Below are 13,573 nucleotides of genomic sequence, written 5' to 3'. Positions count from 1 at the left end.
GCAGTGTGGGCGCGTAGCCGAAGGGAGGACCGTGACCTTCGGATTCGCTCCGGCCTCGGCAGCGGCGTCGACGTCCGCTGCTTCCGCCAACCGCTTGCTCGAACCCGCGGAATGGGCCGCCGCCGGGATCCCACTCCTGCGCAACCCTCGTGAGATCGTCAGCGGACTGCACGCCCGTCACCACCCGCAGCCCGCGACCGCTGTCGTCGCCGTGCTCGACCCGGACGAGCGGCTGCGGGCGAGCGCCTCGTTCGTGCGCCGTCCGGCCCCGGCCGACGGCTGGATGTTCCGCAACACGCTCCTCGCGCAGTTGCGCCGGGTCATCCCGCACGACCTGCGCCGCCGCACGCCGGTGCGCACCGCGGTGCTGCTCTACTGCCGTGAGGGCGACGCCCGTTGGACGGAGGAGGACGGCGCGTGGATGTGGGGGCTGCGCGACGCGTGCACCCTGCACGGTCTGCGCTGCGGGGCGTACATCACGCTGACCCGCGACGGCTGGCAGGTCCTGGGCGAGGGCCGCGGCGGACGCCGCCCCCACTCGGCCTCGGCACCGGAGCCGTTCGCCACGTCGGAGGCACCGCCACCCATACCGCGCACCGGCGGCGCCTCCGAGGTACTGCGCCGCGCAGCGGCGGCACGCTGAGTCCCGGGCGGACTGTTCCCTGGCCATCCGGGCGGTCGGCCGGTCGGCCGCGGCCCCTCGCACGGCACACGACGACGGCTCGCACGGCACACGACAACGGCTGGGCGGGCAGCCTGAACAGCACCCGAACCTTGCCCTGGCCGAACCGTCCGCACGGCGGTCTGCCGCGGCAGCGGATCCGCTCCCCCGACCGCCGGGCCTCACGCGAGCGCGGTCTCCCGCCCTCCGGGCACGATGAACAGCCCGCCGTGCGGCGCCGCCGCAGCGGCGTCCGTAGTCACCCCCAGCGCCCTACCGGGCGCCGCGGCATCGCCTCAAACGCCCGCGCCCAGCACCGAGTTGATCCGCTGCGGGTCACCGCAGACGATCAGCAGGGCGCCGGCTCGGGAGTGAGCCGTGGACAGGGCACTCGCGGCTGCGTCCTCGGGACCGCCGTTGACGGCGACCACGACCACCGGACGCGACGCGGCACGGGCCGCGATGGTCACATCCGTGTAGAAGACGTCGTCACCGGCGTCGTGCTGGGCCCAGTAGGAGGTTTCACCGAAGGACAGCTCGTGGGCGGCCCACGGGTGCTGCTCCCCGGTCGTGATCACCAGCACGTCGCCGGGGGCACGACCGGAGTCCAGCAGCAGGTCCACAGCTTCCTCGGCGGCGTCGAGCGCCCCCTCCACGGAAGCCGGAATCAGCTGGATCTGCGGCGTGACCGGAGCGGCGGCACCGGCGGCGGGACCCGACGGAGCGGGCTTGGCGGCCACGTCGCGCGGCGTACGTTGCATCGGCGGCGCCGGCCGGAGAGGGCCGGGGCGACCGGGACGCGACGGAGCCGCGGGACGGGGGCCGGGTACGGGACGGGGGGTCGGCGCGGTGCGGCCGCTGGCCGGCGTGGCGCGGGGACCCTGGGCACTCTCGTGAATCTGAGGCTCCTCGGGAATGAGAGGCATGAGTTGATATTTATCAAACGTTGGTACGGCCCGCGTCGGCGGGTGGCGCATGTGTGCGAACGAAACCGTCAGAAATCGAAGCCGAGCTGACCCTCGATCTCCGGAACACTTCCGTCCGCCCAGTTGCGGACCTTCTTGAGGTGCCGCCACTGGGGCAGCGCATCAAGATACGCCCACGACAACCGGTGGTAGGGGGTGGGGCCCCGCTCCGCCAGTGCGGCCTTGTGCACGGGTGATGGATACCCGGCGTTGTCCGCAAAACCGAAGTCTGCATGGTCGATACCCAGTTCGGCCATCATTTTGTCGCGCTGGACCTTGGCGATCACCGAGGCCGCGGCGACCGCCACGCAGGACTGGTCGCCCTTGATCACCGTACGGACCCGCCAGGGCGCACCGAGGTAGTCGTGCTTGCCGTCGAGGATGACCGCGTCGGGACGGACCGGCAGTGCGTCCAGTGCACGCCCCGCCGCGAGCCGCAGCGCGGCCGTCATCCCCATGGCGTCTATCTCCTCGGGGGAGGCATGCCCGAGTGCGTACGACGTCACCCAGGTCCGCAGTTCCTCGGCGAGGACGGTACGTCGCTTGATGGTGAGCAGCTTCGAGTCCGTGAGCCCTTCGGGGGGACGGCGCAGTCCGGTGATCGCCGCGCAGACGGTGACGGGACCGGCCCACGCACCGCGCCCCACCTCGTCGATACCTGCAACGATCTTCGCTCCGGTCGTGGCTCGAAGGGAGCGCTCGACGGTGTGAGTAGGCGGTTCGTACGGCATGGCGCCCCTAGATTACGCCGCCCGGAACCGCCCGCGACACCCCAGTCCGCCGCGGCCCGCGAACAACCCGGCCCGGCATCGGCAGACCGGGGCGTCGGGCATCGTCCCGCCGCGGCGCGAAGCCCCCCGGCCACAGCCTCAGGAGCTGTGCGGCCGCAGCAGCGGAACCATCAACTGGTCGATCATCTCCTCGACTTCACGATCCTCCCATTCACAGCCGCACATTTTCGAGCGGTACATCATCATCGCCGGCACGGCGTCGAAGACATAAGAGTTCGCAGCCTCGGGGCGCACCTCACCACGCTCGATCCCCCGCTCGACGACCTCCCGCAACATCCTCATGGTCGGCTCCACGACGCCCTCGAAGATCACGCCGTGGAAGCGTTCGGCCTGCGTCGTGTCGCACTCGTGAATCACCGAGCGAAGTGCATGGCCAGGACGGGAGAACATGGCGTCACGAGCTCGCAGACACAGCGCCAGGAGATCCTCGCGCACGCCCCCTTCGTCCGGGGTGGCGTCGAACTGTGGCAGACCGGCGCGCAGGGCATCGGCGACAAGGTCCTCCTTGGACGGCCAACGCCGGTAGACCGCGGCCTTGCCGGTCTGGGCGCCGGCAGCGACACCCTCCATCGTCAAGCCGCTCCAGCCGACCGTGCTGAGTTGGTCCAGGGCGGCCTCGAGAATGGCGCGTTCGAGAACCGCGCCTCGGCGGCGGGCGACTGTCTGAGCGGGGGCGTCCGCCCAGCTGGGGGTAACCATCTGACTCTCTCCAACGAGCAGAGGAAGCGGGCATTCCGGGGATGGGGACACCGTCGGACGGCCACACAAGGGGGACGTGCCGCACGACGGCGTTGCGAGTGAACGCTTGCGTTCACTGTCGGGGACTCACTACCGTTGACGCGGCAGTGAACGCCAGCGTTCACTAACGCACTCGTGGGGGACCCATAGTGACAACCTCTCCATTGCTCCAAGATCAGAAGCCAGGTGCGGCACGTCGGGAGGGGCGCCCCGGCATCGCACTCACCGTCATCGCGGCCTGCCAACTCATGGTGGTACTCGACGCGACGATTGTGAACATCGCACTCCCGCATATTCAAGACGCGCTCAAGTTCAGCACCACCGACCTCACCTGGGTCGTCAGCTCCTACACCCTCACCTTCGGCGGCCTGCTGCTCCTCGGCGGCCGCGCCGGTGACATCCTCGGACGGCGCCGGGTCTTCATGACCGGCATCCTGCTTTTCACGTTCGCCTCGCTGCTCGGCGGTCTGGCCCAGGAGCCCTGGCAGTTGCTGGCCGCCCGGGTCCTGCAGGGCGTGGGAGGCGCGATCGCCTCGCCCACCTCGCTGGCACTCATCACCACCACGTTCCCCGAGGGCCCGGAGCGCAACCGGGCCTTCGGTGTCTTCGCCGCGGTCTCGGCGGGCGGTGGCGCCATCGGCCTGCTCGCGGGCGGCATGCTCACCGAGTGGCTCGACTGGCGCTGGGTGCTCTTCGTGAACGTGCCGATCGGCGTGCTGATAGCCGTGCTCACCCCGCTCTACATCAGCGAGTCCGAACGTCACACCGGCCGCTTCGACATCGCTGGTGCGGTGACCTCGACGGCGGGCATGGCGTCCCTGGTCTACGGCTTCATCCGCTCTGCGGACGAAGGCTGGCGGGACAGCCTCACCATCGGGTCCTTCGCCGCCGCTGTGGTACTGCTGCTGGCCTTCGCGATCATCGAGTCCCGGGCCAAGGAACCGATCACCCCGCTGCGGATGTTCGCCGACCGCAACCGCTCGGGCACGTATGTGATCATGCTGAGCCTGGCCGCGGCGATGTTCGGCATGTTCTTCTACATCGTGCTGTTCGTGCAGAACGTGCTCGGGTACAGCCCGATCGAGGCCGGGCTGGCCTTCCTGCCCGTCACGGTGGTGATCGCCCTCGGAGCGGGTCTGTCGCAGCGCTTCCTGCCGGTGCTGGGCCCCAAGCCGTTCATGCTCGTGGGCTCCGCGCTCGCGATGATCGGACTGGCCTGGCAGGCGCTCATCAGCTCCGACAGCACGTACGTCGGCGGGGTCCTCGGCCCGATGCTGGTGTTCGGCTTCGGCATGGGGCTGAACTTCGTCACGCTCACGCTCACCGCCGTTTCCGGTGTCGCTCCGCACGAGGCGGGTGCCGCGTCCGGGCTGCTCAACACGACACAGCAGGTGGGCGGATCGCTGGGCCTGTCCATCCTGACGACGGTCTTCGGCACGGCCACCAAGGACGAGGCGGAGAAACAGCTTCCGCAGTTCATGGCCGACGGGTCCGCGGAAGAGAAGGCGGAGTTCGCCAGGACCCAGCAGCTGCCCGCGCCGTGGGGGCACGAGGTGCTGGCCCAGGGCATCTCGACGGCCTTCATCCCGGCCGCCGCGATGGCCGTACTCGCCCTGGTCACGGCTTGGCTGGTCATCCGGGTCCGCAAGAGCGACCTGGAGGCACTCTCCGGCTCGGCCGGACCGGGGCTCGGCTGACGCGAGAGCGCCGCGAACCGGCCCCGGCGGTTCGTCTGCGGGCACGATGCAGGCCCGCCGGCGAGCACCGGGCCGGTTCGCCGCCGACTGCGGATGGCCAGGCAGCAGCAGGGAACGCACCAGCATGGGTGCCAGCGTGATCACCCATGCCCGTCCGGCAGCTCGCCGTTCTGGTCCGCTGGTGGGGCGCTGTTGCAGCGGATATCCGATACCAGCACAACGGGCGGCCGGTCACGGAGAGTTCCCGATGCGCACGGAGAGTTCCTGAAGGGGCGGTGAGCCCTGATCGTCAGACGGACGTGGGCACCCAGCCCGGAAGCCGCTCCGTCCGGTCCACCCACTCGGTGGGCGGTGTCCCCGCTTTCCCCGCGGCGACCACGCCGCCGACGATGGCGCACGTGGTGTCGACATCTCCGCCCACCTGGGCGGTCGTCCAGAATGCCTGCTCGTAGTCGCCGAGACTTCTCGCGGCCGACCAGAGCGCGAAGGGCACCGTGTCATGGGCGGTCGTACGCCGACCGCAGCCCAGTACGGCCGCGACCGTGCCGGGGTCGCCGTAGTCGAGCATGTCCCGGGCCCGGCGAAGCCCCGCGCCGACGGCGCTCTTGGGGACCAGGTCGATGACACCGTCGAGGAGGGCTTCGGCGGCGGGCGGTCCGTTGGGAGCGGCGGCGAAGGCGGCAGCCGCGGCGACGGCCATGGCCCCGACGACGCCCTCGCGGTGCTGGTGGGTGGTGTACGCCGAGATCTCCGCCTGATGGGTCGCCTGCTCCGGATCGTCCGCGTACCAGGCGCCCAGCGGGGCGATCCGCATCGCCGCGCCGTTGCCCCAGGAACCCTGCCCCTTGAAGAGCGCCGCGGCCAGTTCCCGCCAGTCGCCGCCCTCCCGGACGAGGCGCAGGAGGCGGTTGACCGCGGGGCCGTAGCCCCGGTCGAAGTCGTGGTGCTCTGCGAAGGACCGGGCCAAGGCGTCCTGGTCGATGCGCTGGTGGGCGGCCAGGACGGCGACGACCGAGCCGGCCATCTCCGTGTCGTCCGTCCACTGCCAAGGCCCGGGCGGCACCTCGCGGCGCTTCAGCAGCGGGTAGTTCACCGGCACGAAGTACTGGGAGCCGAGGGCGTCCCCGACGGACAGTCCGCGCAGGCAGGCCAGGGCGCGGTCCAAGCGCACGTCGGGGGAGGAATCAGCGGTCATCGCCCTGCCACTCTATCCGGTGATCCCGTACGGCTCGGGATCTCGCCAACGATCGAACGGCCGGTCGAGGGTGTACTTGCCGTCGTCCCCCAGAACGAGCATCCGCACCTCGCCGTTCCCGGGGTTCGACAATGACTCGAACTCCGACACCGTCCAGTGGAACCACCGCATGCAGAAGAGCCGCATGGCCAGGCCGTGGGTGACGATGAGGACGTTCGGCGGGTGGTCGGGGTCCTCGAAGCTGCGGAACAGGCTCTCCAGGAAGCCGCCGACCCGGTCGTAGACATCGGCGCCGGACTCGCCCTGGGCGAAGCGGTAGAAGAAGTGGCCGTACGCGTCCCGGTAGGCCTTCTGAAGGCGGACCTCGTCCCGGTCCTGCCAGTTGCCCCAGTCCTGCTCGCGCAGCCGGGGTTCCTCGCGCACCCGTATGAGTCCCGGTTCGAGGTGGAACGCTCGCAAGGTCTCGTGCGTACGACGGTACGGGGAGACGTACACGCTGACGTGCTCGTCGCCGAAGATCTCGCGCAACTGCTCGCCCGTGGCCTCCGCCTGCCGCCGGCCGCGCTCGGTCAGCGCCAGGGCGTGGTCGGGCTCACGCTCGTAGACGGAGTCATCAACATTGCCCGTCGACTCGCCGTGCCGGACAAGGACGATGCGCCGTGGTCGTGCCATGCCAAGACCCTAGATCGGGTGAGGGCCGGCAGAGCACTCCGGCCGCACCCATACAGCGTAGGTCACACCATTCCTGCACCACAGGTCACACTGATCGCACACCTGTCCGAGTCGGAACGGTCCGTCCGGGCCGTACGGCTGCACACAGCACCGCACCTCTGCGGCCACCCGCCCGCACCGTCGGGGCGCCCGACTGCGCGCGAGCTCAGACCGTCCAGCTCGGCTCCATGTCCACGACGTCCCCGGTGAGCGCCGCCACGTCCGCCTCCGTCTGAGCCCTCAGAGCGAGCCGCTCCACGCGTTCGGTGCGGTACTTGCCGTGTTCAGCGGCCGAGCGCCACATCGACAGCACCAGGAATTCGTTCCCCGGCGCCTCACCGAACAGCCCGCGCACCATGCCCGGCGAGCCGGCCATCGCCGGGTTCCAGACCTTCTCCTGCATCAGCACGAAGTGTTCGGCCCGCTCCTCGTGGATACGGCAGAGCGCCACCCGGAGCAGGTCGGCGTCGGTGAAGCGCGGTTCGAAACCGGTCTTCACGTCGAAGCGATAGTCGAACAGCCTCACCTGGGCGTCCTTGAACGTTCCCACCTGGGCCGACGCGAGCCGGTCGTGCGACCGTGCCATGAAGGAGTCGTAGAAGGCGCGGCTCTCCCAGAACGCGAAGATGTGCGCCACGTCCGGCCGTCCCCGGCTCCAGCCACCCCCCTGCCCGCGAAATCCCGGCTCCCCCAGAAGCCCCGCCCACTTCCGCTGCCCCCGCTCGAAACCGCGGCGGTCCACCACGGTGCAGCGAATCCACTTGACCAGCACCGCGCCATGGTAAGGCCCACGAGCGTGGCGTCGGTCACTCTCGGGTGGACCACTCCCCCACACGCGCACCCCCGTGCGTGGCAGGATGGACAAACGGTCATGAGGGCCCGGCAGTTGGGTCCGGCGGACGGGTCGGTACGGGGAAGGGGACTCTGGTGGACGGGCTCAACAAGGGGCTTCGCAAGGTCGAGATCGCGGTGCGGTGGGATCCGAGTCCGACGGGGCAGCCGTCCACCGACCTGGACCTGGTCGCGGCGACCTACCTGGCGGACGCTCCGCACGGCGACCCCGCGTACGTGGTGCACTTCGACAGCCGCTCGCCTGACGGCACCATCACCCTCAACAGGGACAGCAAGGACGGCCAGGGCTTCGGCTACGACGAAGTCATGACGCTGGAACTCGACCGGCTCGACGTCCGCTACGCGCGCGTGGTGGTCGGTGTCGTCATCCAGCAGCGTCCGGCGGAGCGCACCTTCGTCAGTGTGAGCAACCCCGGATTGCGTATCCGCGAGGGGTACACCGTCCTCACGGAGGACGACTTCGGGGGCGCCCTCGGGGCGACGGCGGCGACGGTCGCGGAGTTCACCCGGGAGGGCTCCGGCCCGTGGGACTTCCGGTCCGGCGTGCGTGGGTTCGAGGGCGATCCCGTGGACTTCACCAGCACGATGGGCGCGGCGCAGCGCCCCTGAGCCCGACACCGACGAGGCAGACAGAACGGCAGGGGCGCCGCCCGCGGGCGGCGCCCCTGCCGTCATCGGTTCAGGCGCCAGGCGTCAGCTCAGTCGCCAAGCGTCAGCTGCAACCGCTGGTCGAGCCGCAACCCTCGCAGATGTAGCAGGAACCGGCGCGCTGCATCTTCGTGCCGCAGGAGAAGCACAGCGGGGCGTCGGCCTGGATGCCCAGCTGCATCTCCACCAGTTCGGCACTGGTGTGGGCCTGCTGCGGGGCGGGCTTGACCGCCTCTTCGGCCTTCGGAGCGGTGACGGCCTTCAGCTCCTGGGCGCGCGGCGCCGACTGGGCCAGGCCCTCGACGTCGACCTCGTCCTCGGACGGCTCGTACGAACCGGTCTCCAGGTGACGCTGACGCTCCTCGGCGGAGTGGATGCCGAGCGCGGAGCGCGTCTCGAAGGGCAGGAAGTCCAGCGCCAGGCGGCGGAAGATGTAGTCGACGATCGACTGCGCCATCCGCACGTCCGGGTCGTCCGTCATGCCGGCCGGCTCGAAGCGCATGTTGGTGAACTTCGAGACGTACGTCTCCAGCGGCACGCCGTACTGGAGACCGACGGAGACCGCGATGGAGAAGGCGTCCATCATGCCCGCGAGGGTCGAGCCCTGCTTGGACATCTTGAGGAAGACCTCGCCGAGACCGTCGTCCGGGTAGCTGTTGGCCGTCATGTAGCCCTCGGCACCGCCGACGGTGAAGGACGTGGTGATGCCGGGACGTCCCTTCGGCAGGCGCTTGCGGACCGGGCGGTACTCGACGACCTTCTCGACCGCGGTGCGGATCGTGTCCTCGGTCTTCTCGGTGATCTCCGCCTTCTCCTTCTCCTTGGTCTTGGCGGAGAGGGGCTGGCCGACCTTGCAGTTGTCGCGGTAGATCGCGAGCGCCTTGACGCCGAGCTTCCAGGCCTCGAAGTAGATCTCCTCGACCTCCTCGACGGTCGCCGACTCAGGCATGTTGACCGTCTTGGAGATGGCACCGGAGATCCACGGCTGGATCGCGGCCATCATGCGGACGTGGCCCATCGGGGAGATGGCCCGCTCGCCCATGGCGCAGTCGAACACCTCGTAGTGCTCGGGCTTGAGGCCCGGGGCGTCGATCACATTGCCGTTATCGGCGATGTGGGCGACGATCGCCTCAATCTGCTCTTCCAGGTAGCCCAGGCGGCGCAGGGCCTGCGGCACGGTGCCGTTGACGATCTGCATCGAGCCGCCGCCGACCAGCTTCTTGAACTTGACCAGCGCGAGGTCGGGCTCGACACCGGTGGTGTCGCAGGACATCGCCAGGCCGATGGTGCCGGTCGGCGCGAGCACGGACGCCTGCGAGTTACGGAAACCGTTCTTCTCACCGATGCGGAGCACGTCGCCCCAGGCCTCGCTGGCTGCGGCCCACACCGGGGTGTCCAGGTCGTCCATGCGGACGGCCTTGTCGTTGGCGTCCGAGTGCTGCTTCATGACGCGCTTGTGGGCGTCGGCGTTGCGGGCGTAGCCGTCGTACGGGCCGACGACCGAGGCGAGTTCGGCGGAGCGCCGGTACGCCGTGCCCGTCATCAGGGACGTGATGGCACCGGCGAGGGCGCGGCCGCCGTCGGAGTCGTAGGCGTGGCCGGTGGCCATCAGCAGGGCGCCGAGGTTGGCGTAGCCGATGCCGAGCTGGCGGAACGCCCGCGTGTTCTCGCCGATCTTCTGCGTCGGGAAGTCCGCGAAGCAGATCGAGATGTCCATCGCGGTGATGACCAGCTCGACGACCTTCTGGAAGCGCTCGGCCTCGAAGGACTGGTTGCCCTTGCCGTCGTCCTTCAGGAACTTCATCAGGTTCAGCGAGGCCAGGTTGCAGGACGTGTTGTCCAGGTGCATGTACTCGCTGCACGGGTTCGACGCGGTGATCCGGCCGGACTCGGGGCAGGTGTGCCAGTTGTTGATGACGCCGTCGTACTGGATGCCGGGGTCGGCGCAGGCCCAGGCGGCCTCGGCGATCCGGCGGAAGAGCGCCTTGGCGTCGACCTCCTCGATCACCTCGCCCGTCATCCGCCCGCGCAGGCCGAACTTGCCGCCCTGCTCGACGGCCTGCATGAACTCGTCGTTCACCCGGACCGAGTTGTTGGCGTTCTGGTACTGGACGGACGTGATGTCGTCGCCGCCCAGGTCCATGTCGTAGCCGGCGTCGCGCAGGACGCGGATCTTTTCCTCTTCCTTGACCTTGGTCTCGATGAAGTCCTCGATGTCCGGGTGGTCCACATCGAGGACGACCATCTTGGCGGCGCGGCGGGTGGCGCCACCGGACTTGATCGTTCCTGCGGAGGCGTCGGCGCCGCGCATGAAGGAGACCGGGCCGGAGGCATTGCCGCCGGAGGACAGCAGCTCCTTGGAGGAGCGGATCCGGGAGAGGTTCAGGCCGGCACCGGAGCCGCCCTTGAAGATCATGCCCTCTTCCTTGTACCAGTCGAGGATCGACTCCATGGAGTCGTCGACGGACAGGATGAAGCAGGCGGAGACCTGCTGGGGCTGCGGCGTGCCCACGTTGAACCACACGGGGCTGTTGAAGCTGAAGATCTGGTGCAGGAGGGCGTAGGCCAGCTCGTGCTCGAAGATCTCGGCGTCGGCGGGCGAGGCGAAGTACTTGTAGTCCTCGCCGGCCTTCCGGTACGTCTTCACGATGCGGTCGATCAGCTGCTTGAGGCTGGTCTCGCGCTGCGGGGTGCCCACGGCACCGCGGAAGTACTTGCTGGTGACGATGTTGACCGCGTTCACCGACCAGAAGTCGGGGAACTCGACGCCGCGCTGCTCGAAGTTGACCGAGCCGTCGCGCCAGTTGGTCATGACGACGTCACGACGCTCCCAGGCCACCTCGTCGTAGGGGTGGACCCCAGGGGTGGTGTGGATGCGCTCGACACGCAGGCCCTTGCTCGCCTTGGGGCTCTTGGCGCGGGAACTCCGTGCCGGACCGCTCGCCGTCTCTGTCATGCCGCCTCCCTGTACGGGCGAAAACGCCCTGAAGTGCCCCGTTGTTCCCGTGGCACGGTGTTCTGTCTGGTGTTGCGGGCAGCCACTCAGTCGCCCGCAACAGGTCTTCTCGCCGCCGCCCGGCCGGGCCCGGAGCTGCCTTCCGGGTCCGGCCCACCGGTCAGTCGGCGGCGCCGGCGGGCTGGGGGACCTGTTCCGCCCCTCCGGACCCGCGGTCGTCTTCCTGGCTCCCCGCAGCCGTGTCCTCGCGGTCGCCGTCGTCCGCGCCGGGGTGCCCCGTCTGCGTCCTGAGCTCCTCGATGGCCGCCTCGAAGTCGTCCAGAGAATCAAAGGCCCGGTAGACGGAGGCGAAGCGCAGGTAGGCGACGAGGTCGAGCTCCTGCAACGGGCCGAGTATGGCCAGCCCCACGTCGTGGGTGGTCAGCTCGGCGCTTCCGGTCGCTCGCACCGCCTCCTCGACCCGCTGGCCGAGCTGGGCCAGCGCGTCCTCGGTGACGGGCCGCCCCTGGCACGCTTTGCGCACGCCATTGATGATCTTCGTGCGACTGAAGGGCTCGGTGACTCCGGACCGCTTCACCACCATGAGCGAGCACGTCTCCACGGTCGTGAAACGACGGGAGCAGTCAGGGCACTGGCGGCGCCTGCGGATCGACGTGCCGTCGTCGGTCGTACGACTGTCGACGACACGGCTGTCGGGGTGCCTGCAGAAGGGGCAGTGCATGAATTCCCAACCCTCCTCACAGCAGACTCAATAGCCTCGCTGGGCGTCTTGCGCCCCACGAAGCAGCCCCAAGCATAGGCGATGACCATGAGCCTCGAGACCCGGGGGACCACAACTTCTGGGCTGCTGCCGCAATCCAACCACTAGATGTGGGGATTGGCTCATACATCCAGGCCGTTGCCGCGTGTCGCGCGCGTAGGCGCAGGTGACGTGCGGCGGTCGAGTCGCACCGACCCCGCGGACCTCCGGAGGCACAGCCGTCGACGGCTCCGTCCGGGACCCATCCGCATCCGTTCAGGCACAGCCGTATCGCCGCGGCACATGCGGAGATACCGTGGGCGCCGCGGGGAGGGGACGTGGGACTCCCGCACAGATGAGGGCTGGTCCCAGGGCAGGGGTATGCCGGATGGCAGACTGGGGCACCAGTCCACGAGGCGATCACCCCGGCGGTGAAGAGTACAGCAATGGGCCCTTTTGCCCGCCAGGTGGCGCGGCCGCCAATACACCCGGACACATGATCGCGTCCGGTGATTCGCGATTTTTCACTCGAACGTGTGTTTGGCGCAACCTTTCGAAAGCAACTACCGTTGTCCAGCAGGGAGACCATCGAGAGGGGCCGACGTGACCACCACCGCAGACAGTGCCGCCATCGCTGCCCAGGACCGCTCCCAGGGCCGACTGGAGCCGGTGCATGCGATGAACGAAGCCACGAACCCTGAGGGGCACAAGCGCTCCCTGCCGGGCCGACCTCCGGGCATCCGGGCGGACAGCTCCGGACTCACCGATCGCCAACGCCGCGTGATCGAGGTCATCAGGGACTCCGTGCAGCGACGGGGATACCCGCCGTCGATGCGAGAGATCGGGCAGGCCGTCGGCCTCTCCAGCACCTCCTCCGTCGCGCACCAGCTGATGGCCCTGGAGCGCAAGGGCTTCCTGCGCCGGGACCCGCACCGCCCGCGCGCCTACGAGGTGCGCGGTTCCGACCAGGCCGCCTCGGTACAGCCCACGGACACGGCGGGCAAGCCGGCCGCGTCGTACGTGCCGCTGGTCGGCCGGATCGCCGCCGGTGGCCCCATCCTCGCCGAGGAATCCGTCGAGGACGTCTTCCCTCTCCCCCGCCAGCTCGTCGGCGACGGTGAGCTGTTCGTCCTGAAGGTCGTCGGTGACTCGATGATCGAGGCCGCGATCTGCGACGGCGACTGGGTCACGGTGCGCCGCCAGCCAGTCGCCGAGAACGGCGACATCGTGGCCGCGATGCTCGACGGCGAAGCCACCGTCAAGCGCTTCAAGCGCGAGGACGGCCACGTCTGGCTCCTGCCGCACAACGCGGCCTACGAGCCGATCCCCGGCGACGACGCGACCATCCTGGGCAAGGTGGTGGCCGTACTGCGGCGCGTCTGACACCGCGCACCGCGTCGGGTGGGCCCTTCGGGCCCGCCCCCTGACCGGGCCCCGGGACCTCTGCGCCGGTTCCGGGGCCCTGCGCTGTCCGGGGCCGGTTGTCGGACCCGGGTGGGCTTCGCCAGAGGCGTGAGTTGTGGGGGCGGGCGCTCCACGCGGTCCTGGATCCACTTGCGCTGCTTGGGGTCCTGGATGTGCATGAACTCGATGCCGGTGGTGCGGCAGTACGAGTCGCGC

12 protein-coding genes are annotated in these 13,573 nt (G+C 69.5%); 4 read left to right on the top strand and 8 right to left on the bottom strand.

Translation table 11 applies throughout. The annotated features are described in order from the left end of the window. Nucleotides 1-31: 31 nt before the first annotated feature. Nucleotides 32-643: a hypothetical protein gene (locus tag AB0E85_RS15960; RefSeq protein WP_361926860.1), complete on the top strand. Its 612-nt coding sequence runs from the start codon at nt 32-34 to the stop codon at nt 641-643. A 314-nt stretch (nt 644-957) separates the two neighbouring features. Here AB0E85_RS15960 and AB0E85_RS15955 read toward each other — a convergent pair whose 3' ends face one another. The 3 genes from AB0E85_RS15955 to AB0E85_RS15945 all read right to left on the bottom strand — a co-directional run bounded on the left by AB0E85_RS15955 (nt 958) and on the right by AB0E85_RS15945 (nt 3,116). After that, nucleotides 958-1,587: a hypothetical protein gene (locus AB0E85_RS15955; protein ID WP_361926857.1), complete on the bottom strand. Its 630-nt coding sequence runs from the start codon at nt 1,585-1,587 to the stop codon at nt 958-960. Nucleotides 1,588-1,655: 68 nt separating this feature from the next. Then, nucleotides 1,656-2,357 (bottom strand): ribonuclease HII, encoded by a 702-nt coding sequence (locus AB0E85_RS15950; RefSeq protein WP_361926855.1) that lies wholly within the window; start codon nt 2,355-2,357, stop codon nt 1,656-1,658. A 138-nt stretch (nt 2,358-2,495) separates the two neighbouring features. Then, on the bottom strand, nt 2,496-3,116 hold the full coding sequence (locus AB0E85_RS15945; RefSeq protein ID WP_361926853.1) for a TetR/AcrR family transcriptional regulator: 621 nt from the start codon (nt 3,114-3,116) through the stop codon (nt 2,496-2,498). A 188-nt stretch (nt 3,117-3,304) separates the two neighbouring features. Here AB0E85_RS15945 and AB0E85_RS15940 point away from each other — a divergent pair, with 188 nt between their 5' ends. After that, nucleotides 3,305-4,852 (top strand): MFS transporter, encoded by a 1,548-nt coding sequence (locus tag AB0E85_RS15940; RefSeq protein WP_361926851.1) that lies wholly within the window; start codon nt 3,305-3,307, stop codon nt 4,850-4,852. Nucleotides 4,853-5,141: 289 nt separating this feature from the next. On the opposite strand, the gene AB0E85_RS15935 is transcribed toward AB0E85_RS15940, so the two are convergent. The 3 genes from AB0E85_RS15935 to AB0E85_RS15925 form a co-directional block, all read right to left on the bottom strand. Beyond that, nucleotides 5,142-6,047, bottom strand: coding sequence for an ADP-ribosylglycohydrolase family protein (locus AB0E85_RS15935; protein ID WP_361926848.1), 906 nt, complete (start codon nt 6,045-6,047; stop codon nt 5,142-5,144). Between the two features lie 12 nt (nt 6,048-6,059). Then, nucleotides 6,060-6,719 carry a histidine phosphatase family protein gene (locus tag AB0E85_RS15930; protein WP_361926846.1) on the bottom strand — a complete coding sequence of 220 codons (660 nt, stop codon included), beginning with the start codon at nt 6,717-6,719 and terminating at the stop codon, nt 6,060-6,062. A gap of 205 nt (nt 6,720-6,924) precedes the next feature. Further along, complete coding sequence (locus tag AB0E85_RS15925) at nt 6,925-7,530, bottom strand: YdbC family protein (RefSeq protein ID WP_361926843.1); 606 nt, start codon at nt 7,528-7,530, stop codon at nt 6,925-6,927. A gap of 155 nt (nt 7,531-7,685) precedes the next feature. Here AB0E85_RS15925 and AB0E85_RS15920 point away from each other — a divergent pair, with 155 nt between their 5' ends. Next, nucleotides 7,686-8,219, top strand: coding sequence for a TerD family protein (locus AB0E85_RS15920; protein WP_361926841.1), 534 nt, complete (start codon nt 7,686-7,688; stop codon nt 8,217-8,219). Between the two features lie 103 nt (nt 8,220-8,322). Here AB0E85_RS15920 and AB0E85_RS15915 read toward each other — a convergent pair whose 3' ends face one another. Continuing rightward, the gene (locus tag AB0E85_RS15915) at nt 8,323-11,214 is read right to left on the bottom strand and encodes a vitamin B12-dependent ribonucleotide reductase (protein ID WP_361926838.1); all 2,892 of its coding nucleotides are present in this window, start codon (nt 11,212-11,214) and stop codon (nt 8,323-8,325) included. 160 nt (nt 11,215-11,374) lie between these two features. Next, nucleotides 11,375-11,935: a transcriptional regulator NrdR gene (nrdR, locus tag AB0E85_RS15910; RefSeq protein WP_361926835.1), complete on the bottom strand. Its 561-nt coding sequence runs from the start codon at nt 11,933-11,935 to the stop codon at nt 11,375-11,377. 621 nt (nt 11,936-12,556) lie between these two features. Here nrdR and lexA point away from each other — a divergent pair. After that, complete coding sequence (gene lexA / locus AB0E85_RS15905; RefSeq protein ID WP_031108030.1) at nt 12,557-13,336, top strand: transcriptional repressor LexA; 780 nt, start codon at nt 12,557-12,559, stop codon at nt 13,334-13,336. Nucleotides 13,337-13,573 lie beyond the last annotated feature (237 nt).

The organism is Streptomyces sp. NPDC029044, assembly GCF_040637495.1.
Lineage (GTDB): Bacteria > Actinomycetota > Actinomycetes > Streptomycetales > Streptomycetaceae > Streptomyces.
Note: the sequence above shows the minus strand (reverse complement) of the source record. Positions and strands in the feature narration are given on the sequence as shown.